We start from the raw sequence: 24,148 nt of genomic DNA, 5'->3' as shown, positions 1-24,148 counted from the left end.
TTCAGTCCACCGTCACGTAGTCGGGGCCGCTGTAGTGGCCCGCCAGTTGGGTGCGCCGCTGCATCAGCAGGTCGTTGAGCAGGCTGGAGGCGCCGAAGCGGAACAGGTGCGGGTCAAGCCACGCCGGGCCTGCGACCTCGTGCACGGCCACCAGGTAGCGGATCGCGTCCTTGGTCGTGCGGATGCCGCCCGCAGGCTTCACGCCCCGGTGCTCGCCGGTCGCGGCGTGCCAGTCGTGGACGGCCTGCAGCATCACGTGCGTCACCGGCAGCGTCGCCGCTGGCGACACCTTGCCGGTGGAGGTCTTGATGAAGTCGCCGCCCGCGAGCAGCGCCAGCCAGGACGCGCGGCGGACGTTGTCGTAGGTGGCCAGCTCGCCGGTCTCCAGGATGACCTTGAGGTGGGCGGACCCGCAGGCCGCCTTGACCGCCCGGATCTCCTCGAAGACCCGCATGTACTTCCCGGAGAGGAACGCGCCCCGGTCGATGACCATGTCGATCTCGGTGGCCCCGGCCTCGACGGCCATCCGGGTGTCCTCGAGCTTGATCGACAGGCTGGAGCGGCCGGACGGGAAGGCGGTGGCGACGCTGGCGATGCCGATGTCGGCGCCGTCGAGCGCCTTGACCGCGGTGGCGACCATGTCCGGGTAGACGCAGACCGCACCCACCTGCGGGACGTCCGGGAAATCGGGGTCCGGCCTGCGCGCCTTGGCGCAGAGCGAGCGCACCTTGCCCTCGGTGTCGGCGCCCTCCAGGGTCGTCAGGTCGACCATGGAGATCGCGGTGTCGATCGCCCAGAGCTTGCTGTCCTTCTTGATGCTGCGCGTGGCCAGCCCGGCGGCGCGCTGCTCGACCCCCACCTGGTCGACCCCCGGCAGCCCGTGCAGGAAGCGCCGCAACGCGGTGTCGTCGCGGGTGGCGTCGGCGAACTCGGGTGGAGCGGCCGTGGTCTGGACGTCGGACATACCGACGAGTCTAGGCCGCGATTACCCGTGCGTAGCGCGGGCTCAGTCCTCGATCTCCTCGACGTCGCCGTGCTTGCGCCGCTTCGGCTTGCGCGTCGGCTTGACCTCGACGCCGCCCATCATGGCGAACCCGGTGACGCGCACGACCGGCGCGCCGGGCGGGCCCTGGGTGTAGACCTTGTTCTCGAACCCGCCCATGAAGCCCGCGCCCGTGACGTGCACGGTGACGCCCTCCGGCACCCGGACCTCGACCCCGCCCATCAGGGCGAACGCCTGGATGACGGTCTCCTGCGCCTCGAAACTGGCGTGCGTGAGGTCGATCTCCACCCCGCCCATGATGGCCACGGCGCTGAAGGTGGGCGGGATCGTCCACGGGCCGTTGCGCTCGGAGCCGGACATGATCGCGATGGCGCTGGAGGACGTGCCGCGCCCGCCGATGCGCGGGGACGTCGCCGGGGCGGCCGCGGGGACGGGCCGGACGTGCGTGCCGGGCAGGTCGCGGATCAGCGGGACGAGGTCGCCGTAGGTCTTGGCCGCGTACACCTGGTCGAGGCGTTCCTCCAGCTCACCGACCGTCAGCCTGCCCTCGGCCATCGCGTCGTGCAGGATCTTCGCGAAGCGTTCCCGGTCGGCGTTGGACGCGCGCATCTCGTGCGGACCGGGGACGGCGGGCAGGTCACTCACGGGGGTGAGCCTAGCGGCTCCGCCGCCGATACAGTCGCGTTCATGACCCAGCCGCCGTCCTTCCGCGCGGAGAAGACCGACGACGCCCAGCTCGCCCGGCTCGTGGAGGTGCTCGACCGGCAGGCGGCGACGCCCGGCGTGACCCGCCTGCGGGCGTGGGCGCAGGACGCCCTCGCGGTGCGTCCGGGCGAGCGCGCGCTGGACATCGGCTCGGGCACGGGCTCGGAGGTCGCCGCCCTGCGTGCGGCCGGGGCGGACGCGGTCGGCGTGGAGCCGAACGCGGGCATGCGCGCGGTCGCGGCGGCCCGCCACGGCGACCACTTCGTCGACGGCGACGCCCTCGCCCTCCCGTTCGCCGACGCGTCGTTCGACGTGGTCCGCTGCGAGCGCGTGTTCCAGCACCTCACGGACCCGGCGGCGGCGGCACGCGAGATCGCCCGCGTCCTGCGTCCCGGCGGGCGGACCGCGGTCCTCGACAGCGACTGGGCCACGGCCATCACCCATCCCGGCGACCCGGAGGTGGTGGCCGCGTTCATGGGGACGATGCTGGGGTTCAGCGCCAACCCGTACGCCGCTCGGCGGCTGCCGGGCCAGCTGACGGCGGCGGGCCTGCGGGTGACCGACATCGGCTCCCACGCCCTCATCCAGCCGGGCATCGACACCGAACTGCTCACGATGGCCCTCGGCGCGGCGATCGCCCAGGGCGCCATCACCGAGCCCCAGCGCGACCGCTTCCTGGAAGACCTGCGCGCGGGCGAGGCCGCAGGCGACTTCCACATGTCCGTGACCATGTTCGCGGTCATCGCCGTCCGCGACTAGATTCCCGCGGATGGACGTCCGCACAGTCGACCACCCCCTGGCCAAATCCCGCCTCACCGTGATGCGCGACGCGCGGACCGACAACGCCACCTTCCGCGCGGCCCTGCACGAACTCACGGTCATGCTGGTCTACGAGGCCACCCGCGACGCCCCGCTGCGCAGCGAGCGCATCCACACCCCCGTGGCGCGCACGGAGGGCTACTGGCTGGCCAACCCGCCGCTGCTGGTCCCGGTCCTGCGCGCGGGCCTGGGCATGGCCGACCAGGCCCACCGGCTGATCCCGGAGGCCCAGATGGGCTTCGTCGGCCTGGCGCGCGACGAGGAGACCCTGCAGCCGACGCCGTACATGGAGTCATTGCCGGAATCCCTCGCGAATCGCCCGGTATTCGTGCTGGACCCGATGCTGGCAACCGGCGGTTCAATGGCTTACACGATTCGTCTGTTGGTCGAACGCGGAGCCACGGACGTGACCGCCATTTGCGTGCTGGCGGCCCCGGAAGGCGTCCAACACCTACGGGACTCCGTTCTCCCGGTCCGTTTGGTGACGGCCAGCATCGACGAACGCCTGAACGATTCCGGCTTCATCGTCCCCGGCTTGGGCGACGCTGGTGACCGCCAGTATGGAGCCGTTTAGCACAGCGTTACTCCGATCCGGTGACCACAGGAACCGGGATTGCGGTCGGAGCGTCGTTGGTCCTGGAACCAAGGGGGGACCGTGACAGGACCAGGTGGATCGTTCGATATCGAACTGGAGAAGATCGCGCCCGTCGCCGATGACACGCTGCCGAGGCTCTCGGAGATGTTGCGGAAGCAGCGCGACATTGTCATTGAGCACGAAGGGCTGGAGGGGGCGGGCGCCTTCGCGGCCGTGTTTCCCGCGCAGCGGGCCTACGCCCGCTACACCGACCAACTCGGCGTTCGGCTGTGGCTGGGCGCCGAACGGATCGAGGAGACGGCACAAGCGCTGAGGGAGATCATCGAGTTGTACCGGAGGGCGGACGCCCAGTGACCGCGATAGCCTGGGAGACCGACACCGACCTTGGTCTCGCCGCGCACCGTCTCGGCGAGAAGATCATGGAGATGTACGACAAGGCGGGGATACCCACCTCGACCGGCTTCGATTTCGGGCCCAACAGCGATAGCCCCTTTATCACCTCGATCATCATCGATGCCCAGGATTTCGCCACCCTCGACCCGCAGAAGATCATCGACGAATCCGAACGCCTCCGTGCGGTGTGGAACGCGTTGAGCGGCGACGACCACGCTGTGGCGGACCTGGAGCAGGCGGCGGCGAACCTCGCGGTGCACTGGCACGGCGAGGCCGCGGACCGATTCCACGATCAGATGATCTTCATTCGCGAGTACCTCGTCGATCACGCGAGGGTGACGGAACGGGCGGTTCTCGCCCTGGGGATGATGCTGGCCGTCGCCGCTAGGGTGCGGCGGAACTTCCGACTGCTGGCCGACGGTGTCGTGGTGGCCTGCGAACAGGAGATGGCCGCCCAGGAGGTGCGGACGGCCGAGGCCGCCACCAAGCGCTCCGCGACCGTGATCAACGGAGTGGTGGATCTGTTCAGCACGAATCCCGCGGAACTGCTCAAAAACGGGATCAAGACGGTGACGAACATCGCGGCGGCAGAGTTGGAGATCGACCTCAAGAAGACGGGGGCTCCCGAGGTCGTTGCGTCATACATCCGCGGGCGGGACGCGCTGCGTGTCGATTTCGAGGATGCGATGACCCAGATCGAACAGTGGGTGGATCGGGAGACGGCGGCCTTGGGTGAGGAATCGGTGGCGCTGCTGCGGCCGCTTCCGGCGTCCTACAGCCCTTCGAGCCCGGATTTTCGGTACGAACTCTTCGCGAGCGGCTATCGGCCGTCTGAGCACTTTGGACCGAAAGTGGAGCGACAGCGCACCGAGTCGCAGACACCCGACCCGAACAGCGCTGTCACCAGGCGATTGGAAGCGCAATGAGGGGTGTTGTCCTCGTTCTGGCGCTGGCTGGCCTCGTCGCGTGTGGCAGCCCGGATGACAAGCCGCCAGCGCCGACCTCCCCGCCCACCCCCACGCTGACGACGCCGCCCACCGTCACCGAGTCCTTCAGCCTGTCGCCGTTGCTGGACGGTGCTACCTGTGATCTCGTCGAAAGAGACCTCCGTGCTCGACTGGGCCTCGATGTGGAGGGCAGCGCATACGCGCGCGACGGGATCCACACCTGCACGTGGGAGGAGGATGGGATGTCCGGAATCGGACTCACCATCAGCGTCCGGAGCGAAAGCGACCCGCTGGGCGACGACTACGACCACCCCGACGCCCAGGTGACCGAGGTCGGCGGATTCCCAGCGATCCTGGTCGCGGTGCAGCCGGACTTCGTGTGCGACATCGCTGTGAAGACCGCACCGGACCAAGGGTTCACGGTGCTCTACGGCGCCCTCGACCAGACGCTCGACTCCTGTGGCGGCGCCCGGATGGTCGCCGACCAACTCGCCGCGCGGGTTCGTGAGGGATGACGATGTGCGGGTTGAGTCCAATGTGGACCCGCTAGCGCAGCGTGTACGCCCAGCCCGGCGCGCAGTCGCGGAGATGGACGGCTTCCCGCGATCGTGCTCGCGCTCGGACCAGACCACGAAGCTCGACGACTGCGCGGGCGCGCGACTGGTGGCCGACCGGCTCGCCGCGCGAATTCGGGGGCGGTGAGGGTTTCGCGAAAGCTATCGTTCGGCGTGCGAAGAATCCTGATCGCCGTGGTATTCACTGCTACAGCCTGCTCCGACCCGACCGCCGCCCCGACAAGCAGGAACTGGCCGTCGGGAAGGAGGAGTGCGAGTTGGTCGACGCCGAGACTCGTGAGGAGTTGCAGGTCGATGTGCCGGGGGAGGCCAAGAGCGGTCCCGGCGGGTCGATCTGCATCTGGCAGGACCGGGACAGCGGGATGAAGCTCGCGCTGCGGATCGTCACCGGTCACGACCCGCTGCGGGAGGTGCTGCACCCCGAGGCCGTCAGCGTGGAGATGTCGGGGTTCCCCGCGAAGTACCCGCCCGAGCGGGGCGCGACGATGTGCGAGGTCTACGTGCGGACCGCGCCCGACCGGGGATTCGGTGTCGCCTACTCCGACGGCGGCAAGGGTGACGGCGACCTCTGCGCGAGCGCCGTCGCCGTCGCCGAGCGGGTGGCGGAGACGATCAAGGTCTGACTGGTACCAAACTGGTACCATCCCTCCCATGGCCATGACCCTGCGGCTGACCGATGAGGAGAACGCGCGCCTCGATGAGCTCGCCGCCGCCGAGGGGCGGTCCAAGCAGGAGGTGCTCAGGCTCGCGCTCAACGACCGGTGGGCGCGGATGCACAAGGAGGAGCAGCTCGGCGAGGTCCTGGGCCGGGTGCTCCCGCGGTACCGCGCCCTCCTCGACCGGATCGGCACGGTTTGACGGCGTATCTGGACGCGGGCGACCTCCTGGTGTTGGCCGCCGCGGTGACCGGGGGCGACCTCGTCGTGCGGGATCTCGGGTTGCTCGACGCCGCCGCGCACCGGCCGCGGGCGACGGTGCTCGGGGTGGAGGCCTACGACTCGCTCTGGCTCAAGGCGGCGGCGCTGCTCGACTCGGTCGTGCGGACGCGGCCGCTGGCGCAGGGGAACTGGCGGCTCGGCTGGGTCGCCGCCGTCACGATGTGCGACCTCAACGGCTACTGGGTCGACGCGGACACCGACGCCGCGCTCGACCTCGTGCGCGAGGTCGGGCGCGGCGCCGTCGAGGTGCGCAAGGTGGCTGAGCACCTGCAGGCCTGGGCGCTGCCCAAGGGCTAGCTGCACGGCGTCCCGTTCAGGCTGAACGACGCGGGCCGCGCGGTGTTGCCGTTGTGCGTCGCCTGGAACCCGAACGACGCCGAGCCGCCCGCCGGGATCGTGCCGTTCCACTGCACGTTCCTGGCCTGCACCGCCCCGCTGGCAGGCGAGATGGTCGCGTTCCAGCCGCTCGTCACCGTCTGCCCGGACGGCAGCGTGAACGCCAGCGTCCACCCGTTCACCGCCGACGTGCTCGACACCGTCACCGACGCGGTGAACCCGGTGTTCCACGTGTTCATCGTGTATGTCACCGTGCACCCCGACGCGGGCGGCGGCGTGGTCGTCACCGGCGGCTGGCCCGCGGTCAGCCCGAGGAACTCCAGCGCCCGCAACGCCATCCCGTTCGACAGCAGGTTGTGCCCGGTGCCCTGCATGCTGATCGCCTCGACCTTGTCGGAGTACCGCGTCCGGGTCCAGTTCGCGGCCGGGTAGTCCGTCGACGTCGGCGTCTGGGAGAGGCCGTGGACGTCGGTCCACTGCTTGATCTCCTCGCCCAGGTTCGGGTACCGCAGCGTGTCGTCCTGGGTGCCGTGCCACAGCTGCATCCTCGGCCGCGCCCCGGTGTACCCCGGGTACGCGCCGCGCACCAGGTCGCCCCACTGCTGCGCGGTCCGGATGACCTGGCCCTGCGCGCACTGGCTGTTCCACGACGACCCGTCCGTGGTCGCGAAGCACGCGAACGGCACCCCGGCGAACGCGGCGCCGCCCGCGAACACGTCCGGGTACGCCCCCAGCAGCACGTTGGTCATCATCGCCCCGGACGACACCCCCGTCGCGTACACGCGGGCCGGGTCGGCCCCGTGCCGGGCGATCACGTGGCGCACCATCGACACGATCCCGAGCGAGTCACTGCCGCCGTTGTGCCGCAATGTCGCCTGCGACGAGACGTCGAAGCAGTTGCCGCTGCGGTTGGCCGACGGGTAGATGACGATGAACCCGTACTGGTCGGCCAGCCGCGCGAACTCGGTCCCGGAGTAGAACGCCGGACCCGTGCCCGTGCAGTAGTGCGAGGCCACCAGCACCGCGGGCCGCTCCCGCACCGTGTCCGGCACATAAAGGTGCATCCGCAGGTTGCTGGGGTTCGCGCCGAAGTCGGTGACCTCGACCAGCGACGCGGCCTGCGCGCCCGGCGCGGCCACGACCAGCGCCGCCGCCGTCGCCGCGGCGGCCACCGCCGCCCAGATCCGCTGCCTCATGGCGCCACCGCCACCGGCTGCCCGTCGCGCACGCCGACCCGACCGGCGCACAGGCCGCGCTCGGCCAGGTCGGACACGATCAGCGGCACCGCGTCGATCGTGTTCTGGATGCCGTCGTGCAGCAGGATGATCCCGCCCGGTTGCAACGCGGTCGCGCGCGAGCGGATTTCCTCGCTCGGCACGCCCGCCCAGTCGCGGGAGTCGACCGTCCACAGCACCTCGGTCATCCCCAGCCGCTTCGCCATGGCCTTGATCTCGGCGTTCGTCGCGCCGTAGGGCGGGCGGAACAGCGTCGGCCAGGTCCGGTTCACCCGGACGGTGGCCACCTGGGTCTTCACCAGCTCGGAGAACACCTCCTGCCGGGACAGCTCCGTCAGGTTCGGATGCGTGTAGGTGTGGTTGGCGATCCACATTCCCGCGTCCTGGGTGACCCGCTGCAGGTGCGGGTTCGCGTCGATATTCCGGCCGACGGTGAAAAAGGTCGCGCGCGCGTCGGCGTCCTCCAGCGCGGCCAGCAGGCGCAGGGTCGTCGCCGGATTAGGGCCGTCGTCGAAAGTGAGCGCGACATAGCCGTTTGCGCAGCTCTTGGCGGCTGCCTGAGCGGGATAGGCGAGCGCGGCCATTGCCAGGAAAGCGACGGCGAGCGCTTCGCGAAATTGTTTCCGGGGCATTCATTCACTATCACTTGGCGCTTGTGTGATGGGCAACACCGGCGAATATCTTTCGCGCCGAACGCCCGCCCCCGGCGGATGAACGGCGCACGAGCGGCTTGACCTGGAGTGCGCTCCAGCACCTACCGTCGACGGCGTGACCTACTCGATCGCCGAGGCAGCCCACCGCAGCGGGCTGTCGATCGACACCCTCCGGTACTACGAACGCATCGATCTGATCGACCCGCCCGCGCGCGACTCCGGGGGGCGACGGGTCTACACCGACGACGACCTGGGCTGGCTGGTCTTCCTGACCAAGCTGCGGACCACCGGCATGCCCATCAAGCTCATGCGCGAGTACGCCCGGCTGCGCCGCCTCGGCGAGGGCACCGCGGGTGAGCGCAAGCGCATCCTCGAGGACCACCGCGCCGACGTCCTCGCCCGCATCGACGAGCTGCGGTCGTGCGTCGACGTCCTCGACTACAAGATCGACAACTACGAACGCGTCGTGGCGGGCGCCTGCCCGCCCGAGACAGGGGAAACCACACCATGGACACTCGCGCACTCGGCGGGCTGACCTCGTCGGCCCAGGGCCTGGGCTGCATGGGGATGAGCGACTTCTACGGCCCCGGCGACGACGCCGAGTCGATCGCGGTCATCCACCGCGCGCTGGACCTGGGCGTCACCCATCTCGACACCTCCGACATGTACGGCCCGCACACCAACGAGCGGCTGGTCGGCCGCGCCATCGCCGACCGGCGCGACCGCGTCCTGCTGGCCACGAAGTTCGGCGTCGTGCGGGACCCGGCCGACGAGACCGCGCGCGGCATCCGCGGCGACGCCGCCTACGTCCGCCAGGCCTGCGACGCCTCGCTGGAGCGGCTCGGCGTCGACCACATCGACCTGTACTACCTGCACCGCGTGGACCCGACCGTCCCGATCGAGGAGACCGTCGGCGCGATGGCCGAGCTGGTGGCCGCGGGCAAGGTCCGGCACCTGGGCCTGTCCGAGGCGAGCGCGGCGACCCTGCGCAGGGCGGCCGCCGTGCACCCGATCGCCGCGCTGCAGACCGAGTGGTCGCTGTGGACGCGCGACATCGAGGCCGAGATCCTGCCGACGGCCCGCGAGCTGGGCGTCGGGATCGTGGCCTACTCGCCGCTGGGCCGCGGCTTCCTCACCGGACGGTTCGCCCAGCGCTCGGACCTGCCCGAGGGCGACTTCCGCGCGGTCGGCCAGCCGCGCTTCCAGGACGGCAACTTCGAGCGGAACCTGGCCATTGTGGACGCCCTGCGCAAGCTGGCCGCCGAGCGGGACGTCACGCCTGGCCAGCTCGCCCTGGCCTGGGTGCACAGCCGGGGCGGGGACGTCGTGCCGATCCCGGGCACCAAGCGGATCAAGTACCTGGAGGAGAACGCCGCCGCGGCGGGGATCCGGCTCTCCGAGTCCGACATCGCCGCCATCGAGGCGGCCGTCCCGGCGGACGCCGTGGCGGGCGACCGCTACGCGCCCGGCGGGATGGCGACCATCGACAATTAGCGGGCCCATTCCCGCCGGCGGCGCCCGCCACGCGCCCCGAGAGTGGGGCGCATGACGATCACCCCCACCGACGTGCTGGAAGGCATGTACGCCGCCGAGGCCGACTACCTCGCCGCGGGCGGCCCCGGCTCGGCGTCGTTCGCGCCGCTGGCCCCGTTCTTCGCCCCGGACGTGACCCTGCACCAGGCCGACGGCCTGCCCTACGGCGGCATCTGGCGCGGCCACGACGGCCTCGCGCGCTTCTTCACCACGATGAGCGCGGTCTGGGAGCGCTTCGACCTGGCGGACCGGACGTATCTGTCGCGGACCAGCCCGCTGGTCGTGCGCTTCCGGATCCACGCCCGCGCCCGCGCGACGGGCCGCGACCTCGACTTCCCCATCCTGCAGACCGTGGACGTCGAGGACGGCCTGATCACCGAGCTCCGCCCGTTCTACTGGGACACTGCCGAGATCGCGGCCGCCTGCACCTGACCACTCAGGTGCAGGCGGTCCGCCTGGGCGCACGCAAGCGGATCAACCGTCCTGACGGTCGGCCGAGGGGAAGCCAGCCCCTCGGCCGACCGGTGTCAGCGGCAGGCGACCAGGACGATGCCGAAGACCGCGCACTCCGAGCGGGACTTGTCGTTGGCCGGGTTGGGGTCGGTCGGGGTGCTGGCGGTGCGCTCGGCGGTGAGGGTGAGGGTGCCGACGGCCAGCGGGTTGACCGGGTGGGCGAACTTGCGGGTCACCGAGCCGTCGACGGCGAGGGGTCCGGTCGAGCAGGTGAGGACGCCCTCGGCGAGCGAGCAGCCGGTGCCCGGGGTGATGCGGACGTAGCGCGGGATGGCGACCGTCACCGAGCCGGACTCCAGGGCGTCGGGGCCGGAGTTGCGGATGGTCAGCGTGTAGTTGATCTGCGAGACGAACAGCCCGATGTACGGGCGCGCGGTCAGCTTCACCGACACGTCGGCCGCCGGCGGCACGGGCGGGACCGTGCGGTTGAGCAGGACCGAGACGCCGTCGGCGTGGCGGTTGGTGGTGACCAGGTCGGTGCGGCCGTCCACGTCGAGGTCGGCGGCGTGGATCTCGGTCGGCCAGGTGTTGACGCCCAGCGTCGTGGCGGGGGTGAAGGTGCCGTCGCCGTTGCCCAGGACGGCCACCGAGTCCGCGCCCGCGACGGTGGCGGCGAGGTCGGCGTCGCCGTCGCCGTCGAGGTCGGCCACCGCGACGCCGTAGGGGTTCGGGCCGACCGGGATGGCGACGGGCGAGGCGTAGGACGGCCCGGACAGGACCGTGACGGTGCCGCTGCCGTGGTCGGCGGTCGCCAGGTCGATGACGCCGTCGCGGTCGAAGTCACCCGCGGCGACGTCGATCGGGTTGGTGCCCGCCGGGAAGGCCAGCGGCGCGGCGAACGTGCCGTCACCGGCCCCCTTGTAGACCGACACGGTGCCCGCGAAGAAGCCTGCGGTGGCGATGTCGGTGGCGCCGTCGCCGTCGAGGTCGGCCAGCACGACGCCGCGCGAGTAGCCGCCGCCCGCGATGTCGGTCCCGGCCGCCAGCGTGCCGTCGCCGTTGCCCAGCAGGACGGTGATGCCCTCGGGCCGGGAGACGACGACGTCGGCCCGGTCGTCGCCGTTCAGGTCGCCCGCCGCCACGCCCTCGGCGCCGCCGGAGACGGCGTGGCCCACGCGCTGGGCGAACGTGCCGTCGCCGTTGCCGAGCAGGACCGACACCTCGCCGGTCGTGGTCACGGCCAGGTCGGTCCGGCCGTCGCCGTCGAGGTCGGCCGCGGCCAGGCCGGTCGGCTCCGGCCCCGGGTAGACCGAGCTGGCGGACCCGAACGCGCCCGCGCCCGTGCCCAGCAGGACGCTCAGCGCGTGCTGGTAGCGGTCGGCGGTGATGATGTCGGGTCTGCCGTCGCCGTTGACGTCGGCGGAGAACACGGACTCGGGGTGGTTGCCGGTCGGGTAGTCGACCCGGGGAGCGAACGTGATGGGGTTCTCCGCCGCCGCGGACGGCGCGATGACCACGGCGGCGGCCGTGACCAGGGTGAGCGCGGCGGCCAGCCGGGCACGCTTGGGCATCGGACTACCTCTCGACGGGGAACGCGGGCGTCGCTGCCCACATCGCTCGCGGGCGGCTGTCCGTTTCTCCCGGTTCGCTGCGTGTCCTGTCCCGTTCGGACCGTGACCGGGGTCAGCCGAGCCCGGCGGCCACCGTCGCGCCCAGCTCCCAGCAGCGTTCGAGGTCGGGTTTGCCGGGCGTGCCGAGCACGGTGACGGGCTCGAAGACGCGCTTCCAGCCCAGTCCCGTGGTCACCCTGTCGATGCTGGCGACCGCGCCCTCGACGCCCTCGTTGCCGTGCACGTAGCAGCCGAACGGCAGCCCGCGCTTCTCGTCCAGCGTCGGGTAGTAGACGGTGTCGAAGAAGTGTTTGAGAGCGCCACTCATGTAGCCGATGTTGGCGGGCGTGCCCAGCACGACCCCGTCGGCGGCGAGCACGTCGACGGCGGTCGCTGACAAAGCGGCCTTGCGCACGACGGTGACGCCTTCCAACTCCGGGTCGGCGGCACCGGACACGACTGCCTCAAACAGCGCCTGCATAGCGGGCGAAGGCGTGTGGTGCACTATCAAGAGCGTCGGCATGAGGGCTAGCTTAGGCGCAATTCCCTTTGCTCGTGCGGAAAATCATCCCCTTCGGGTGGCGTCCGGTGCCGGATCGGCCGGATGATCGTCGGACGGCGTAGGTTCCGGGGAATCGAGAAGTCGGCGGGAACCGGCCGCAGCGGCGGGAACACCGGGCCGGGCGGAGGCAGGGTCATGATCCAGCGGATCGTCCAGACGGCGGGCCCGGCGTAGCAGTCGACGATGTACTCGGGGTCGAAGGGGTCGAGATCAGGTGCGCGCGGGGTGCGGTAGGCGAGGGAATGCTGCTCGGCCACGAGGACCAGGACGTCCCAGACGCCCGGCCACGTGAGCACGGCGCCGATCTCCGACCGCCGCTCGTGGAAGTGGAGCAACCACCGGCGCTCCCGGAGCCGGTCGAGCCAGTAGTCGATGTCCTGAGTGGAATCCATATGCACCAACATAAGTCGGTGGCCGATTGTCGACTTTTGCTTGGCAGTGCAGAAAAGGAGTGGAATGTCCGGGAAGCGGAAGCCCCCGCAAGCCCGCGACCGCACCCTGGGTGCGCAGTTGCGGGCACTCCGGCAGCAGGCGGGCCTGAATCTGGAACAGGCGGCCGAGATAGCCCAGATTTCGGTTCCGACGCTCAGTCGGACGGAGAACGGCAAGCGCCACGTGACGAGTGAGGACGTGGCGTTGTTGTGTGGGCTCTATGGAGCGCCTGCTATCCATCGAGCGGCGCTGATCGAGGCGGCGAAGGCGTCGGACCAGGCGGGGTGGTGGGAGCACCCGTTGCCCGGGGTGCCGATCAACGTGGGAACCCTCGCGAGTCACGAATCCATTGCCCGCGCCCTCACCGACTGGTCGATCACGCTGATCCCAGGACTGCTGCAGACTCGCGCGTACGCGATCGGGTACTTCCAAGCCAATGGGCTCGAACCGCCCGCGACCGACGATCTGTGGGAGGCACGAAAGCGCCGTCAGGCTGTGCTGCCGAGGGTCGAGTACACCGCCTTTATCCACGAGATGGCGCTGCGGACGCCATTCGGGGGTGTCGATGCCCTAAAGGAACAGCTTCTGCACCTACACCGCGCCCCCGAGCGCGGCTGGGGTGTTCGAGTCGTGCGGGCGTGCGTTCCGTTGGCGGCGCTGATGCACTCCTGGATGCTCCTGGAGTTCCCCCGCGACCAACCGATCCTGCACGTGGAGCTCATGAGGAGTGCTGTGTACCTCCACACGCCCGCCGTGGAGGTGTACGAGAGCGCCCGTCGGGAGTTGTTCCGAGCGGCCCTTCCGAGTGCGGAAAGCAGCAGTATGATCGAGGGCCTGGCGAGGAGGTTGTGATCATGGACTGGCGCAAGTCGTCTCGGTCGGGGGTCGAGAGCAACTGTGTTGAGGTTCGGCAGGACTTGGCGGCCTTGCGGGACAGCAAGCGCCCAGGCGTGGAGCTGCCCATCCCGATCTCCGCACTGCGCGATCTGCTCGCCCGACTGAGGTAGCCGGTTACACCCAGCAGGAGACGAGCCCCGGGGTCACGGCAGGCGTTTTCCCGCTCCCGCCACCCACGTTCCAACGCGTCCAGGTCCTGACCAGGAGGTTGTGAATCATGGAATGGCGTAAGTCGTCTCGGTCGCACGCGGGTAGCAACTGTGTCGAGGTTCGGCAGGACTTGGCGGCCCTGCGGGACAGCAAACGTCCAGGCGGGGAGCTGCCCATCACGGTCTCCGCGCTCCGTGACCTGCTCGCTCGCGTGAGGTAACAGGTCCAGCCGACTCCGTCAGCGGGGAGCCCTACGGTCCCCCGGGCGGGTGCGGGCGTCGTACTCCGCCCTGGCCCGTTCCACCTCCACCAGGTTCACCGACCACTCCGCCAGTGAGGCGAACAGCGGGGACAGGCTTCTGCCCAGGTCGCTGATCTCGTACTCGACCCGGGGTGGGACCTCCGCGTGGTACGTGCGCACCACCAGCCCGTCCCGTTCGAGCTGTCGTAGGCGCTGGGTCAGCACCTTCGGGGTGATCGTGGTGATCCGCCGCTCCAGCTCGCCGAAGCGCTGCCTGCCGTACTCGTGCAGGCACCACAGGATCGGTGTGGTCCAGCGGCTGAACACCACGTCGATCACCGGGGCGATGGGGCAGGCCAGCTCCGGGTCGGTGTCCTCGATCACGTCGCCCTTACTTTCCTCTAGGTACCTACTATCCCCACGACAGTAGCGTCGCTCCCGTCCTCAGCGAGTGAACGGAGAGCGAAACATGATCGTGGTGACCGGGGCGACGGGCAATGTCGGGCGGACGCTGGTGCGGGCGCTGGCCCAGGCGGGGGAGCAGGTCACGGCCGCGTCCCGCGCGTCCGGGGCCGACCTCACCAGGCCGGAGACCCTCAAGCCCGCCTTCGACGGCGCCGACGCCGTCTTCCTCATGACCCCCGCCGCGTTCCTCCCCGACGGGGACCTCGACGCCGTCGTCGACGTCGCCCGCGCCAGCGGTGTGCGGCGGCTGGTCCTGCTGTCCTCCCAGGGCGTCGGCACCGGCAGGCACCCGGCGAACCTGGAGGCCGCCGTGACCGGCTCCGGTCTGGAATGGACGCTCCTGCGCCCGGGCAACTTCGCCTCCAACACCTACGCCTGGGCCGACGGCGTCCGCGTCGCCCGCGAGGTGTCCGCGCCCTTCGTCGACGTCGCCCTCCCGGTGATCGATCCCGACGACATCGCCGAGGTCGCGGCCGTCGTCCTGCGCGAGCCCGGCCACGCGGGCGCCACCTACGAACTGACCGGCCCGGCCCCGATCTCGCCGCGCGGGCAGGTCGCCGCGCTCGCCGACGCCCTCGGCGAACCGGTCCGCCTCACCGAGCTCTCCCGCGACGAGGCCCGCGCCCGCATGACGCGGTTCATGCCCGCGCCCGTCGTCGAGAGCACGCTCGACATCCTCGGCTCGCCCACCGACCGCGAGCAGCGCGTCAGCCCTGACGTCGAGCGGGTGCTCGGTCGTGCGCCCCGGCCGTACTCCGACTGGGTGGCACACTCGCTCGCCGCATTCCGCTGAGGAACGGTCCACGCCCGTTCGGGCTGAATCCACGCGCGTTCGGGCGATGTTCCCGTCGCGTCCCTGCTGGGCGCGCGCCCGGTGTCCTACTGTCCGGCTCATGATCATCCCGACCGAGCCGATCGGCAGCATCCCGCGTCCGCCAGCCTTGCAGCAGGCGCTTTCGGCACACGCGAACGGGCGGCTCGACGACCAGGAACTCGCGCGGTTCCAGCAGGCCGCGATCGCCGACACCATGGCGCGGCTGGCGGAGCTGGGCTGCCCGGTCCTGGTCGACGGGGAGCAGAGCAAGCCCAGCTTCCTCACCTACCCGCTCGCGGGGCTCGCCGGGCTGGACCCGCACGGCGCGGTGATCCCCTTCGCCGACGGGCACACCCGGCAGCTCCCGCGCCTGACCATGGGGCCGTTCCGCTACCAGGCCCACGCGGCCGACTACCTGCGCGCGGCCCAGCGGCACACCGACCGTCCGGTCAAGCAGGCCGTCATCGCGCCGTCCGCGCTGAGCCTGCTCTACCCGGCCGAGCCGATCCCGGCCTACACCCGCGAGGAGTTCCTGCGCGACCTCGCCGACGAGGCGGAGGCCGACATCCGCGGCTGCCTGGACGCGGGCGCGCACGCGGTGCAGCTCGACTTCACCGAGGGCCGCCTCTCGCTCAAGCTGGACCCGTCCGGCGGGCTGCTCAAGGACCTCGTCGCCGTCAACAACGAGGTGCTGGGCCGGTTCGGCCGGGCGGACCGGGCCCGGCTCGGCGTGCACACCTGCCCGGGCGGCGACCAGGACTCCACCCACAGCCTCGACGTGGACTACGCCGACCTCCTGCCCACCCTGTTCGAGCTGAACGTGGGCAACTTCTACGTCCAGCTCGCGGGCGAGCCCGACCCCGAGCGGGTGCTGCGCGTCATCGCCGAGCACCTGCGGCCGGACGTGCGGGTGTTCGTCGGCGTGACCGACCCGATCAACCCGGTCGTCGAGACGGCAGAGGAGGTGCGCGACCGCGTGCTGGCCGCCGCCAGCCACATCCCGCTCGACCAGCTCGGCACCTGCGACGACTGCGGCTTCGCGCCGTTCGCCGACGACACCTCCACCCCGCGCGAGGTCGCCTTCGCCAAGATCGAGGCGCGGGTGCGCGGGACCGCGCTGGCCGAGGTGGCGCTCAGCTGAGCAGCGCGGCCACCTCGTCGGCGAGCGCGCCGAGCCGGGCGGTGGCCGCGTCCCGCTCCGCCACCGGGGCGACGACCTCCAGGTATGCCTTCACCTTCGGCTCGGTGCCCGACGGCCGCACGATCACCCGCAGGCCGTCGCCGCGCAGGCGCAGCACGTCGGCGTCGGGCAGCAGGTCTTCGACGGTCACGGGCGCCCCGGCCAGCTCCGTCGGCGGGTTCGACCGCAGCGCGGCCATGAGCGAGCCGATCCGGTCCAGGTCGGTCACCCTGACCGACACCTGGCGGGTCAGGTGCAGGCCGTGCTCGCGGGCGAGGTCGTCCAGCGCGTCCAGGAGCGTGCGGCCGGACGCCTTGAGCGTGGCCGCGAGGTCGCAGGCCAGGACCGCGGCCGAGATGCCGTCCTTGTCGCGCACGAAGTCCGGGTCGCAGCAGTGGCCCAGGGCCTCCTCGTAGGCGTAGACCAGGCCGGTGCCCCGGCCGTCGCCCGCGCGGACCAGCCACTTGAAGCCGGTGAGGGTGGCGTCGTAGCGGACGCCGCGCGCGCGGGCGATGGACTCCAGCAGCGACGACGACACGATCGTGTTGGCCACCAGGGCGTCCGGCGGGGCGTCGGCGATGAGGTGCGCGCCGAGCAGGGCGCCGGTCTCGTCGCCGGAGAGCATGCGCCAGCCGTCCGGAGTGGGCACGCCCAGCGCGCAGCGGTCGGCGTCGGGGTCGAGCGCGATCGCGAGGTCGGCGTCGACCTCGGCGGCGCGGGCCAGCAGCAGGTCGGTCGCGCCCGGCTCCTCGGGGTTGGGGAAGCCGACGGTGGGGAAGTCCGGGTCGGGCTCGGTCTGCTCGGCCACCATCGTCACGTCGGTGAAGCCCGCGCGGTGCAGGGCCAGCGACAGCGGGCCCGCCCCGACGCCGTGCAGGGCCGTCGCGACGACCCGCAGCGCGCGGGCGCTGCCCCGGGGCAGCGTGACGACGCGGTCCAGGTACTCGTCCAACATGTCCGCAGTGGACGAGCGACTGACCCGGGGCACCGACACGGCGGCGGGCGCGGCGGCGATGGCCGCCTCGATCTCGCGGTCGGCGGGCGGCACGATCTGGGTGCCGTCGCCGAGGTAGAGCTTGTAGCCGTTGTCCTGGGGCGGGTTGTGCGACGCGGTGATCTGCACGCCCGCGACCGCGCCGAGCCGCCGGACCGCGAAGGCCAGCACCGGGGTCGGCAGCGGCCCGGGCAGCACCCGCACGGCGAACCCGGCCGCGGCCAGCACGTCGGCCACGTCGACGGCGAACGCGGCCGAGCCGTGCCGGGCGTCGCGGCCGACGACCACGGTCCCGGTCCGGCCCTGCCGGGTCAGCCAGTCGGCCAGGCCCGCCGTGGTGCGGATGACCACCGCGCGGTTCATCCCGTTCGGGCCCGCGCGCACCGGGCCGCGCAGGCCCGCGGTGCCGAAGGTCAGCGGCCCCGCCATCCGGTCGGCGAGGCCGGCGACGGCGGCGGCGTCCCCGCCCATGGCCGCGGCCAGGACGGCCTGCAGCTCGGCGCGGTCGGCATCGGACGGGTCGTCGGCGATCCAGCGGAAGGCGCGGTCGCGCAGATCGGGCGTCAGCCTCATGCGCGGGCGATCAGGTCGCGGAGGAAGCCGCCGAGCGCGGTGGCCGACCTGCGGCCCGCCTCCAGCACCTCCAGATGGTCCAGCGGCTCGCCGGTCATGCCGGCCGCCAGGTTCGTCACCATCGACAGGCCGAAGACCTCCACGCCCAGCGCGCGGGCGGCGATGGCCTCCAGCACTGTCGACATGCCGACCAGGTCCGCGCCCCAGCCGCGGAGCATCCGGATCTCGGCCGGGGTCTCGAAGTGCGGGCCGGGCAGGCCGACGTAGACGCCCTCGACCAGGCTCGGGTCGATCTCCTTGGCCAGCGCGCGCAGGCGGGGGGAGTAGAGGTCGGTCAGGTCGACGAACTCCGCGCCGACCAGCGGGGAGCGGGCCGTCATGTTGATGTGGTCGCTGATCAGCACGGGCTGGCCGATCCGGGCGTCCGGCATCAGGCAGCCCGCGGCGTTGGTCAGGATGACCGTCTTGACGCCCGCCGCCGCGACGGTCCGCACGCCGTGCACGACGCGGCTCATGGGGACGCCCTCGTACAGGTGCGTGCGGCCGAGCGTGATCAGCACCTTGCGGCCGTCGACGTCGACCGAGCGCACGGTCCCGCCGTGCCCGGTGACGGTCGGGGCCAGGAAGCCGGGCAGCTCGGCCAGCGGCACCTCGGCGACCGGCTCGCCGAGCACGTCGGCCGCCGGTCGCCAGCCCGAGCCCAGGACGAGCGCCAGGTCGTGGCGCTCGATCCCGGTCCGCTCGGCCAGTGCCCGCGCCGCCTGCGCGGCGACGCCCAAGGGGTCGGTCTCAGGGTCAATAACGCTGTCGGTCACGGCCGGGAGCCTACGCGGGCGCCCTCTCGCGTGCGCGTGCGCGCAAGAGCAGGAAGACCGGCAGCACCAGCGGGGAGAGCAGGATCAGCGCGACGAGCAGCGGACCCATCAGCAGCGGGTGCATGTCCAGCCTGCGCGACTCCAGGTAGACCCAGCGGCCGACGAACAGGTCCCAGGCCAGGACCTGCGCCCACAGCAGCGTGATCGCCCGGTCGTCGGCCAGCAGCTCGCGCAGCCCGTCCAGCGACGGGCTGGACACCGCCGACCACAGCTCCGGGAAGATCGGCGCCGCCAGCGCGATCCAGATCGCCACGCCGGGCAGCACGATCGCCGGGCTCGCGATGACCCGCTCGGTCAGCGACCAGCGCGGGGCGAAGATCATCATGGCCCAGAACGGGACGGCGACGTAGAACGAGAGGTCGAACAGGAACGACGTCACGCGGTCACCAGTTCCTTCCGCCCCGCCTTGGCCCAGGAGACGCCCGCCGCGCCCGCGCCGATGAGCACCGCGAGGGCCGCCAGGGTCAGCCAGTCGGGCCGCAGCAGCGGCTGGCCGCGGAACGCCTGCCAGGTGACCAGGGCGATCAGGCCCGCGTAGACGACGCCCGCGGTCCACACCATCCGGTAGCGGACCTCCTCGGCGCGCAGGACGGCGTAGCGGGCGGCGAGCACGGTGAGCGCGAGCGCGATCAGCGGCAGGACCTGCAGGGCGTGCAGGCCGACGAAGTGCGGGATGCGCAGGTCGCCGCCGGTGGTGCTCCACGCGGTCAGCGGCATGCCCGGGCCGCCCTCGACCACGCCGACGGAGTGGGTGCCGGAGAAGCCCTCGCGCATGCTGTCGCGGGTGGTCATCGGGATGCCCAGCAGCATGCCGACCAGCGAGATCCCCAGGCCGAGCCGGATGGCCAGGTTCTCCGGCCTCGGCGCGATCCGGCGCGCGCCGATGACGACCGAGCCGACCAGGGTGGCGACCCAGAAGACGGCGATGGTGATGCCCATGAGCTCGAACAGCATCGCGTCGGTCTCGGTGGTGCTGTTGAAGTGGCTCTCCCGGCCGCGCACGGTCTGGGTCAGCAGGATGGCCATCTCGACGATGGAGGTGAGGATGATGACGGCCGACGCCGCCTGCAGCGTGCGCGACCGCTTGGGCATCAGCGCGATCAGCCAGGCCCACGCCACGCCGTAGAGCATGAACGACAGGGCGAACTTCAGCGGCTTGAGCCAGATGGGCGCGCCGAGGAGCACCCGGTCGTCGAGGATCAGGCCACCCACGGAGACGGCGGCGACGGCCGCCATGGCTACGGTGAAGATGATGAACGGACGGTTCCAAGTGGCTAACGCGGTGCGCATGGTGGTTGCCCCCGTGAATGGATAGCGGAACTTTCTACTTTCGATAGTTACACTATCCACTCGGGGAGGGCAACCCCGAGGAACCCTGACTTCGCCCGGAGGAGGACACGCGGTGCGGATCGCCGAACTGAGCAGGGCGACCGGCGTCCCGGTGCCGACCATCAAGTTCTACCTGCGGGAAGGCGTCCTTCCGGCCGGTGAGCGCACGGGCCGCAACCAGGCCCGCTACGACGACGGCCACGTCCGTCGGCTGCGCCTGATCCGGGCCATGGTCGACTTGGGCGGGCTGTCCCTGGCCACCGTCGGCGAGATCATCGCCGCCGTCGACTCCCCGGACGAGGACCGCGACCACCTGATGGGCCAGGTCTCCAAGAGCCTGATCAACGCCCCCGACGAGGTCGACCCGGACGCCCAGGCCGAGGCCGAGGGCGTGCTGGCCAGGCTCGGCTGGACCGACGCGTGCCAGCACCCGTCCGTGCGCACCCTGGCCGCGGTGATCGCCGCCGCCCGCGACCTCGGCCACGACCTGACGCCCAACCTCATCGAGTACGGCCACGCCTGCGAGGCGGTGGCCGCCGCCGACCTGGACTACGTGTCCGGGATGGACGTCGACCGCATGCTGGAGAGCGTCGTCGTCGGGACACTGCTGGGGGACACGGCTCTGCTGGCACTGCGGCGGCTCGCGCAGACGGTGGAGTCGCACAAGCGATATGGGGGAACGGATGATCAGCCTGCGGGAGATCACTGACGAGAACACCGCCGCCGTCACAGCCCTGCGCGTGCGGCCCGACCAGGAACGCTTCGTCGCGTCCGTGGCGGCGTCCCTGGAGGAGGCGGCGCGCACCCCCGAGGGCGCCCCCTGGTACCGCGCGATCTACTCAGACGACGAGCCGGTCGGCTTCGTGATGCTCAGCTGGAACGCCCCACCCGGCCCGGGCATCACCGGCCCGTACTTCCTGTGGCGCCTGCTGATCGACGAACACCACCAGGGCCACGGCCACGGCCGCGCCGCGCTCACCCTGGTCATCGCCCTCCTCCGCGCCGAGGGCGTCCCGGAACTGCTCACCAGCTACGTCCCCGGCGATGGCGAGCCGTGGCCGTTCTACCGCGACCTCGGCTTCGAGCCGACCGGCGAGGTGGAGGACGGCGAGATCGTCCTACGGCTGCGCCTTTGAGCGGCTAGGGCAGTTCGGCCAGGGCTGGGCGGGCCTCCGGGGCGGCCACGCGGCTGGCGTCGGCGGCCTCGTCGTCGGACTGGGTCTGGGAGGCGCGTTCGGCGGCGACCCTGGCCAGGTAGATCTCGACCTCCCGGACGCGGGTCGCCTCGTCCCAGCCCAGGACGTCGCCCATGAGGTCGGCCACCTGGCGGGCCGTATCGACGCCGCGGTGGGGGTACTCGATGCTCACCCGGGTGCGGCGGGCCAGGACGTCCTCCAGGTGCAGGGCGCCCTCGTGGCTGGCGGCGTAGACGGCCTCCACGCGCAGGTAGTCCGGCGCGGCGTCCAGCGGCTTGAGCAGGTCGGGACGGTCGGCGGCCAGTTCGAGGACCTCGTGCAGCAGCGAGCCGTAGCGGTCCAGCAGGTGGCGGACGCGGTACGGGTGCAGCGAGTGCCGGGCGGCCAGCAGGTCGGCCTGGTTGACCAGGGCGTGGTAGCCGTCGGCGCCCAGCAGCGGGACCTGGTCGGTGATGCTCGGCTGCAGCCGCCCGGGCAGGTCGACGGCGGCGGCGTCCACCGCGTCGGCGGCCATCACCCGGTACGTCGTGTACTTGCCGCCCGCGATGGCCACCAGCCCCGGGGCGACCCGGGCGACGGCGTGCTCGCGGGAGAGCTTGGAGGTTTCCTCGCTCTCGCCCGCCAGCAGCGGCCGCAGCCCGGCGTAGACGCCCTCGATGTCGTCGTGGGTCAGCGGGCGGGCCAGGACCGTGTTGACGTGGTCGAGGATGTAGTCGATGTCGCCCCGGGTGGCGGCCGGGTGGGCGAGGTCGAGCTCCCAGTCGGTGTCGGTGGTGCCGACGATCCAGTGGTTGCGCCACGGGATCACGAACAGCACCGACTTCTCCGTGCGCAGGATCAGCCCCGACTCGGAGATGATGCGGTCGCGCGGCACCACGATGTGCACGCCCTTGCTCGCGCGCACCCGGAACCGGCCCCGGCTGCCGGAGACCCGCTGCAGCTCGTCGGTCCACACGCCGGTGCAGTTGATCACCGCCTCGGCGCGCACGTCGGTCTCCCTGCCGTCCTCGACGTCGCGCACGCGCACGCCGCTGACCCGGTCGGCCTCGCGGAGGAACCCGACGACCTGCGTCGAGGTGCGCACGACGGCGCCGTAGTGCGCGGCCGTGCGGGCGACGGTCATGGTGTGGCGCGCGTCGTCGGCCTGGGCGTCGAAGTACCGGATGCCGCCGATGAGGGCGTCGCGCTTGAGCCCGGGCACGAGCCGCAGCGCGCCCGCCCGCGTCAGGTGCTTCTGCCCGGGCACGCTGCGCGCGCCGCCCATGGTGTCGTAGAGGAACAGCCCGGCGGCGGTGTAGGGGCGCTCCCAGACGCGGTTGGTCAGCGGGTACAGGAAGCTGACCGGCTTCACCAGGTGCGGCGCCAGCCGGGTGAGCATCAGCTCCCGCTCCCGCAGCGCCTCCCGCACGAGGCCGAACTCCAACTGCTCCAGATAGCGCAGCCCGCCGTGGAAAAGCTTGCTGGACCGGCTTGACGTCCCCGAGGCGAGATCCCGCGCCTCCACCAACGCCACCCGCAGCCCGCGCGTCGCCGCGTCCAACGCCGTGCCGGTCCCGACGACCCCGCCGCCGACCACCACCACATCGAACCGCTGGGACCCCAGATCCGCCCACGCCCGCTCCCGCTGCGCGGGCCCGAGCACCCCGCCGAACCGGTCCGCTGTGGAGTGTTCCCCGGCCACGTTCGCACCTCCGGTCGTCACCCGTCCACGCTACCTCCGGATGCCCACATCGGCCCAAGACCGGGAGAACATCGAGGAACGATCCCGTGCCGCCGCGGCTCGGGGAGCGGGATTTACAGCACGTCCAGGGGGAGGTAGCGTCCCAGATCACTCTGGGTAGGCACCGTCGCCTCGCCCGCGCGGGAGCTTGCCCACCAGGTGAGGGGAGACCGGCGTGGACCTGACCTTCGGCGAGATCCTGCTCTGGGAACTACTGGGCACCGCGGCCCTGATCCTGCTCGGCTGCGGTGTCGTCGCCAACACCGTCCTGCGGCGGTCGCTGGGCTTCAACGGCGGCTGGCTGCTGATCAACTTCGGCTGGGGCTTCGCGGTCTTCGTGGGCGCCAGCATCGCAGCGCCGTCGGGGGCGCACATCAACCCGGCGGTGACGGTCGGACTGCTGGCGGCCGGTGACCTGGAATGGTCGCTGGTGCCCGCGTACTTCATCGGCCAGTTCGCGGGCGCGTTCATCGGCGCCGTGCTGGCGTGGGTCACCTACAAGCTCCAGTTCGACACGCACGACGAGCCGCAGAACACGCGGGGCATCTTCTGCACCGCGCCGACGGTGCCCAACAAGCTGTGGAACACGCTCACCGAGGTCATCGGCACCTTCATCCTCGTGCTGTGGATCCTGACCTCGCCCACCGTCACCGCCGACCAGGAAGGGCTGCCCAACTTCGGCAACTCCGCGCTCGGGTACGCCGCGGTGATGTTCGTCGTCGTCGGCATCGGCAACTCGCTCGGCGGGCCCACCGGCTACGCCATCAACCCCGCCCGCGACCTCGGCCCCCGCATCGCCTACGCGGTGCTGCCGATCAAGGGCAAGGGCAGCGCCGAGTGGGGCTACTCCTGGGTGCCCGTCGTCGGCCCGCTGATCGGCGCCATCCTGGCCGGTCTCCTGTCGCAGGTCCTGCCCGGCTGATCC

Annotated in this window: 32 protein-coding genes; 19 read left to right on the top strand and 13 right to left on the bottom strand. The window is 71.5% G+C overall.

All coding sequences use genetic code 11. The features are described 5' to 3' along the window. Position 1: 1 nt before the first annotated feature. Both deoC and Actkin_RS28485 read right to left on the bottom strand, forming a co-directional pair. Positions 2–964 (bottom strand): deoxyribose-phosphate aldolase, encoded by a 963-nt coding sequence (gene deoC, locus Actkin_RS28490; RefSeq protein ID WP_189209703.1) that lies wholly within the window; start codon positions 962–964, stop codon positions 2–4. Positions 965–1,006: 42 nt separating this feature from the next. Beyond that, a complete protein-coding gene (locus Actkin_RS28485; RefSeq protein ID WP_229786689.1) occupies positions 1,007–1,648 on the bottom strand; it encodes a DUF1707 SHOCT-like domain-containing protein in 642 nt (213 codons plus the stop codon). 42 nt (positions 1,649–1,690) lie between these two features. Between Actkin_RS28485 and Actkin_RS28480 the strand changes: the two genes are divergently transcribed. The 8 genes from Actkin_RS28480 to Actkin_RS28445 all read left to right on the top strand — a co-directional run bounded on the left by Actkin_RS28480 (position 1,691) and on the right by Actkin_RS28445 (position 6,272). Then, positions 1,691–2,467 carry a methyltransferase domain-containing protein gene (locus Actkin_RS28480; protein WP_258904929.1) on the top strand — a complete coding sequence of 259 codons (777 nt, stop codon included), beginning with the start codon at positions 1,691–1,693 and terminating at the stop codon, positions 2,465–2,467. Positions 2,468–2,477: 10 nt separating this feature from the next. Next, entirely contained in the window at positions 2,478–3,101 is a 624-nt protein-coding gene (gene upp / locus Actkin_RS28475; protein ID WP_258904927.1) for a uracil phosphoribosyltransferase, read from the top strand. A gap of 81 nt (positions 3,102–3,182) precedes the next feature. Next, positions 3,183–3,476, top strand: coding sequence for a hypothetical protein (locus tag Actkin_RS28470; protein ID WP_258904925.1), 294 nt, complete (start codon positions 3,183–3,185; stop codon positions 3,474–3,476). Beyond that, positions 3,473–4,441, top strand: a complete 969-nt coding sequence (locus Actkin_RS28465) for a hypothetical protein (RefSeq protein WP_258904923.1) — start codon at positions 3,473–3,475, stop codon at positions 4,439–4,441. Before Actkin_RS28470 ends, Actkin_RS28465 begins: the two co-directional genes overlap by 4 nt. Next, the gene (locus Actkin_RS28460) at positions 4,438–4,977 is read left to right on the top strand and encodes a DUF3558 family protein (protein ID WP_258904922.1); all 540 of its coding nucleotides are present in this window, start codon (positions 4,438–4,440) and stop codon (positions 4,975–4,977) included. Before Actkin_RS28465 ends, Actkin_RS28460 begins: the two co-directional genes overlap by 4 nt. 41 nt (positions 4,978–5,018) lie before the next feature. After that, complete coding sequence (locus Actkin_RS28455; RefSeq protein WP_258904921.1) at positions 5,019–5,660, top strand: DUF3558 family protein; 642 nt, start codon at positions 5,019–5,021, stop codon at positions 5,658–5,660. 28 nt (positions 5,661–5,688) lie between these two features. Beyond that, positions 5,689–5,895: a ribbon-helix-helix protein, CopG family gene (locus Actkin_RS28450; protein WP_189209708.1), complete on the top strand. Its 207-nt coding sequence runs from the start codon at positions 5,689–5,691 to the stop codon at positions 5,893–5,895. Next, positions 5,892–6,272, top strand: a complete 381-nt coding sequence (locus Actkin_RS28445; protein ID WP_258904920.1) for a type II toxin-antitoxin system death-on-curing family toxin — start codon at positions 5,892–5,894, stop codon at positions 6,270–6,272. Before Actkin_RS28450 ends, Actkin_RS28445 begins: the two co-directional genes overlap by 4 nt. Here Actkin_RS28445 and Actkin_RS28440 read toward each other — a convergent pair. Continuing rightward, positions 6,269–7,507: an extracellular catalytic domain type 1 short-chain-length polyhydroxyalkanoate depolymerase gene (locus Actkin_RS28440; RefSeq protein ID WP_258904919.1), complete on the bottom strand. Its 1,239-nt coding sequence runs from the start codon at positions 7,505–7,507 to the stop codon at positions 6,269–6,271. The two genes, Actkin_RS28445 and Actkin_RS28440, sit on opposite strands and share 4 nt — an antisense overlap. Then, positions 7,504–8,178: a polysaccharide deacetylase family protein gene (locus tag Actkin_RS28435; RefSeq protein ID WP_258904918.1), complete on the bottom strand. Its 675-nt coding sequence runs from the start codon at positions 8,176–8,178 to the stop codon at positions 7,504–7,506. Before Actkin_RS28435 ends, Actkin_RS28440 begins: the two co-directional genes overlap by 4 nt. Before the next feature lie 136 nt (positions 8,179–8,314). Here Actkin_RS28435 and Actkin_RS28430 point away from each other — a divergent pair, with 136 nt between their 5' ends. From Actkin_RS28430 to Actkin_RS28420, 3 genes are read left to right on the top strand one after another with little or no spacing between them, the layout of a single operon-like run. Further along, positions 8,315–8,734: a MerR family transcriptional regulator gene (locus Actkin_RS28430; RefSeq protein ID WP_189209712.1), complete on the top strand. Its 420-nt coding sequence runs from the start codon at positions 8,315–8,317 to the stop codon at positions 8,732–8,734. Then, on the top strand, positions 8,707–9,693 hold the full coding sequence (locus Actkin_RS28425; RefSeq protein ID WP_189209713.1) for an aldo/keto reductase: 987 nt from the start codon (positions 8,707–8,709) through the stop codon (positions 9,691–9,693). Before Actkin_RS28430 ends, Actkin_RS28425 begins: the two co-directional genes overlap by 28 nt. 51 nt (positions 9,694–9,744) lie before the next feature. Beyond that, positions 9,745–10,164 (top strand): nuclear transport factor 2 family protein, encoded by a 420-nt coding sequence (locus tag Actkin_RS28420; protein ID WP_229786690.1) that lies wholly within the window; start codon positions 9,745–9,747, stop codon positions 10,162–10,164. A gap of 95 nt (positions 10,165–10,259) precedes the next feature. Here the strand turns inward: Actkin_RS28420 and Actkin_RS28415 are convergent, their stop codons facing one another. The 3 genes from Actkin_RS28415 to Actkin_RS28405 all read right to left on the bottom strand — a co-directional run bounded on the left by Actkin_RS28415 (position 10,260) and on the right by Actkin_RS28405 (position 12,749). Next, positions 10,260–11,756 (bottom strand): FG-GAP-like repeat-containing protein, encoded by a 1,497-nt coding sequence (locus tag Actkin_RS28415; protein ID WP_258904917.1) that lies wholly within the window; start codon positions 11,754–11,756, stop codon positions 10,260–10,262. Positions 11,757–11,868: 112 nt separating this feature from the next. After that, positions 11,869–12,318: a flavodoxin family protein gene (locus Actkin_RS28410; RefSeq protein WP_258904915.1), complete on the bottom strand. Its 450-nt coding sequence runs from the start codon at positions 12,316–12,318 to the stop codon at positions 11,869–11,871. 5 nt (positions 12,319–12,323) lie between these two features. Beyond that, complete coding sequence (locus Actkin_RS28405) at positions 12,324–12,749, bottom strand: hypothetical protein (protein ID WP_189209716.1); 426 nt, start codon at positions 12,747–12,749, stop codon at positions 12,324–12,326. 64 nt (positions 12,750–12,813) lie between these two features. On the opposite strand from Actkin_RS28405, the gene Actkin_RS28400 reads away from it, so the two are divergent. The 3 genes from Actkin_RS28400 (at position 12,814) to Actkin_RS28390 (ending at position 14,056) form a co-directional block, all read left to right on the top strand. After that, positions 12,814–13,641, top strand: a complete 828-nt coding sequence (locus tag Actkin_RS28400) for a helix-turn-helix domain-containing protein (protein ID WP_189209717.1) — start codon at positions 12,814–12,816, stop codon at positions 13,639–13,641. A gap of 2 nt (positions 13,642–13,643) precedes the next feature. Further along, positions 13,644–13,796, top strand: a complete 153-nt coding sequence (locus tag Actkin_RS28395; RefSeq protein ID WP_258904913.1) for a DUF397 domain-containing protein — start codon at positions 13,644–13,646, stop codon at positions 13,794–13,796. A 107-nt stretch (positions 13,797–13,903) separates the two neighbouring features. Then, positions 13,904–14,056 carry a DUF397 domain-containing protein gene (locus Actkin_RS28390; protein WP_258904912.1) on the top strand — a complete coding sequence of 51 codons (153 nt, stop codon included), beginning with the start codon at positions 13,904–13,906 and terminating at the stop codon, positions 14,054–14,056. An 18-nt stretch (positions 14,057–14,074) separates the two neighbouring features. On the opposite strand, the gene Actkin_RS28385 is transcribed toward Actkin_RS28390, so the two are convergent. Then, entirely contained in the window at positions 14,075–14,461 is a 387-nt protein-coding gene (locus tag Actkin_RS28385) for a winged helix-turn-helix transcriptional regulator (RefSeq protein ID WP_396122898.1), read from the bottom strand. An 85-nt stretch (positions 14,462–14,546) separates the two neighbouring features. On the opposite strand from Actkin_RS28385, the gene Actkin_RS28380 reads away from it, so the two are divergent. Further along, positions 14,547–15,335, top strand: coding sequence for an NAD(P)H-binding protein (locus Actkin_RS28380; protein WP_258904911.1), 789 nt, complete (start codon positions 14,547–14,549; stop codon positions 15,333–15,335). Positions 15,336–15,435: 100 nt separating this feature from the next. Next, positions 15,436–16,497, top strand: a complete 1,062-nt coding sequence (locus Actkin_RS28375; protein WP_258904910.1) for a cobalamin-independent methionine synthase II family protein — start codon at positions 15,436–15,438, stop codon at positions 16,495–16,497. On the opposite strand, the gene Actkin_RS28370 is transcribed toward Actkin_RS28375, so the two are convergent. From Actkin_RS28370 to Actkin_RS28355, 4 genes are read right to left on the bottom strand one after another with little or no spacing between them, the layout of a single operon-like run. After that, the gene (locus tag Actkin_RS28370) at positions 16,490–18,103 is read right to left on the bottom strand and encodes a phospho-sugar mutase (RefSeq protein ID WP_258904909.1); all 1,614 of its coding nucleotides are present in this window, start codon (positions 18,101–18,103) and stop codon (positions 16,490–16,492) included. The genes Actkin_RS28375 and Actkin_RS28370 overlap by 8 nt on opposite strands. Further along, positions 18,100–18,918, bottom strand: a complete 819-nt coding sequence (locus tag Actkin_RS28365) for a purine-nucleoside phosphorylase (RefSeq protein WP_258904908.1) — start codon at positions 18,916–18,918, stop codon at positions 18,100–18,102. Before Actkin_RS28365 ends, Actkin_RS28370 begins: the two co-directional genes overlap by 4 nt. A gap of 10 nt (positions 18,919–18,928) precedes the next feature. After that, positions 18,929–19,357, bottom strand: coding sequence for an ABA4-like family protein (locus Actkin_RS28360; RefSeq protein ID WP_189209723.1), 429 nt, complete (start codon positions 19,355–19,357; stop codon positions 18,929–18,931). Continuing rightward, complete coding sequence (locus tag Actkin_RS28355; protein WP_258904906.1) at positions 19,354–20,214, bottom strand: hypothetical protein; 861 nt, start codon at positions 20,212–20,214, stop codon at positions 19,354–19,356. The genes Actkin_RS28360 and Actkin_RS28355 overlap by 4 nt, the downstream gene beginning before the upstream one ends. A gap of 166 nt (positions 20,215–20,380) precedes the next feature. Between Actkin_RS28355 and Actkin_RS28350 the strand changes: the two genes are divergently transcribed. Next, the gene (locus Actkin_RS28350) at positions 20,381–21,016 is read left to right on the top strand and encodes a MerR family transcriptional regulator (protein WP_189209725.1); all 636 of its coding nucleotides are present in this window, start codon (positions 20,381–20,383) and stop codon (positions 21,014–21,016) included. Beyond that, on the top strand, positions 20,991–21,443 hold the full coding sequence (locus Actkin_RS28345; RefSeq protein ID WP_258904905.1) for a GNAT family N-acetyltransferase: 453 nt from the start codon (positions 20,991–20,993) through the stop codon (positions 21,441–21,443). The genes Actkin_RS28350 and Actkin_RS28345 overlap by 26 nt, the downstream gene beginning before the upstream one ends. Before the next feature lie 4 nt (positions 21,444–21,447). Here the strand turns inward: Actkin_RS28345 and Actkin_RS28340 are convergent, their stop codons facing one another. Then, on the bottom strand, positions 21,448–23,184 hold the full coding sequence (locus Actkin_RS28340) for a glycerol-3-phosphate dehydrogenase/oxidase (protein WP_189209728.1): 1,737 nt from the start codon (positions 23,182–23,184) through the stop codon (positions 21,448–21,450). Between the two features lie 220 nt (positions 23,185–23,404). On the opposite strand from Actkin_RS28340, the gene Actkin_RS28335 reads away from it, so the two are divergent. Next, complete coding sequence (locus Actkin_RS28335) at positions 23,405–24,145, top strand: MIP/aquaporin family protein (RefSeq protein ID WP_189210156.1); 741 nt, start codon at positions 23,405–23,407, stop codon at positions 24,143–24,145. Positions 24,146–24,148 lie beyond the last annotated feature (3 nt).

Origin of the sequence: Actinokineospora sp. UTMC 2448, assembly GCF_024760565.1 — a bacterium.
GTDB lineage: Bacteria > Actinomycetota > Actinomycetes > Mycobacteriales > Pseudonocardiaceae > Actinokineospora > Actinokineospora fastidiosa.
The sequence above is the reverse complement of the archived record's forward strand: the minus strand, read 5'-3'. Positions and strand labels throughout refer to the sequence as shown.

Bases quoted from the DNA above. Each gene is read 5' to 3' on its own strand.
- Actkin_RS28370 (WP_258904909.1), bottom strand. From the start codon at position 18,103: ATGAGGCTGACGCCCGATCTGCGCGACCGCGCCTTCCGCTGGATCGCC.
- Actkin_RS28380 (WP_258904911.1), top strand. From the start codon at position 14,547: ATGATCGTGGTGACCGGGGCGACGGGCAATGTCGGGCGGACGCTGGTG.
- Actkin_RS28375 (WP_258904910.1), top strand. From the start codon at position 15,436: ATGATCATCCCGACCGAGCCGATCGGCAGCATCCCGCGTCCGCCAGCC.
- Actkin_RS28410 (WP_258904915.1), bottom strand. From the start codon at position 12,318: ATGCCGACGCTCTTGATAGTGCACCACACGCCTTCGCCCGCTATGCAG.
- Actkin_RS28435 (WP_258904918.1), bottom strand. From the start codon at position 8,178: ATGCCCCGGAAACAATTTCGCGAAGCGCTCGCCGTCGCTTTCCTGGCA.
- Actkin_RS28460 (WP_258904922.1), top strand. From the start codon at position 4,438: ATGAGGGGTGTTGTCCTCGTTCTGGCGCTGGCTGGCCTCGTCGCGTGT.
- Actkin_RS28400 (WP_189209717.1), top strand. From the start codon at position 12,814: ATGTCCGGGAAGCGGAAGCCCCCGCAAGCCCGCGACCGCACCCTGGGT.
- Actkin_RS28390 (WP_258904912.1), top strand. From the start codon at position 13,904: ATGGAATGGCGTAAGTCGTCTCGGTCGCACGCGGGTAGCAACTGTGTC.
- upp (WP_258904927.1), top strand. From the start codon at position 2,478: ATGGACGTCCGCACAGTCGACCACCCCCTGGCCAAATCCCGCCTCACC.
- Actkin_RS28355 (WP_258904906.1), bottom strand. From the start codon at position 20,214: ATGGCGGCCGTCGCCGCCGTCTCCGTGGGTGGCCTGATCCTCGACGAC.
- Actkin_RS28415 (WP_258904917.1), bottom strand. From the start codon at position 11,756: ATGCCCAAGCGTGCCCGGCTGGCCGCCGCGCTCACCCTGGTCACGGCC.
- deoC (WP_189209703.1), bottom strand. From the start codon at position 964: ATGTCCGACGTCCAGACCACGGCCGCTCCACCCGAGTTCGCCGACGCC.
- Actkin_RS28395 (WP_258904913.1), top strand. From the start codon at position 13,644: ATGGACTGGCGCAAGTCGTCTCGGTCGGGGGTCGAGAGCAACTGTGTT.
- Actkin_RS28405 (WP_189209716.1), bottom strand. From the start codon at position 12,749: ATGGATTCCACTCAGGACATCGACTACTGGCTCGACCGGCTCCGGGAG.
- Actkin_RS28480 (WP_258904929.1), top strand. From the start codon at position 1,691: ATGACCCAGCCGCCGTCCTTCCGCGCGGAGAAGACCGACGACGCCCAG.
- Actkin_RS28345 (WP_258904905.1), top strand. From the start codon at position 20,991: ATGATCAGCCTGCGGGAGATCACTGACGAGAACACCGCCGCCGTCACA.
- Actkin_RS28450 (WP_189209708.1), top strand. From the start codon at position 5,689: ATGGCCATGACCCTGCGGCTGACCGATGAGGAGAACGCGCGCCTCGAT.
- Actkin_RS28440 (WP_258904919.1), bottom strand. From the start codon at position 7,507: ATGAGGCAGCGGATCTGGGCGGCGGTGGCCGCCGCGGCGACGGCGGCG.
- Actkin_RS28425 (WP_189209713.1), top strand. From the start codon at position 8,707: ATGGACACTCGCGCACTCGGCGGGCTGACCTCGTCGGCCCAGGGCCTG.
- Actkin_RS28420 (WP_229786690.1), top strand. From the start codon at position 9,745: ATGACGATCACCCCCACCGACGTGCTGGAAGGCATGTACGCCGCCGAG.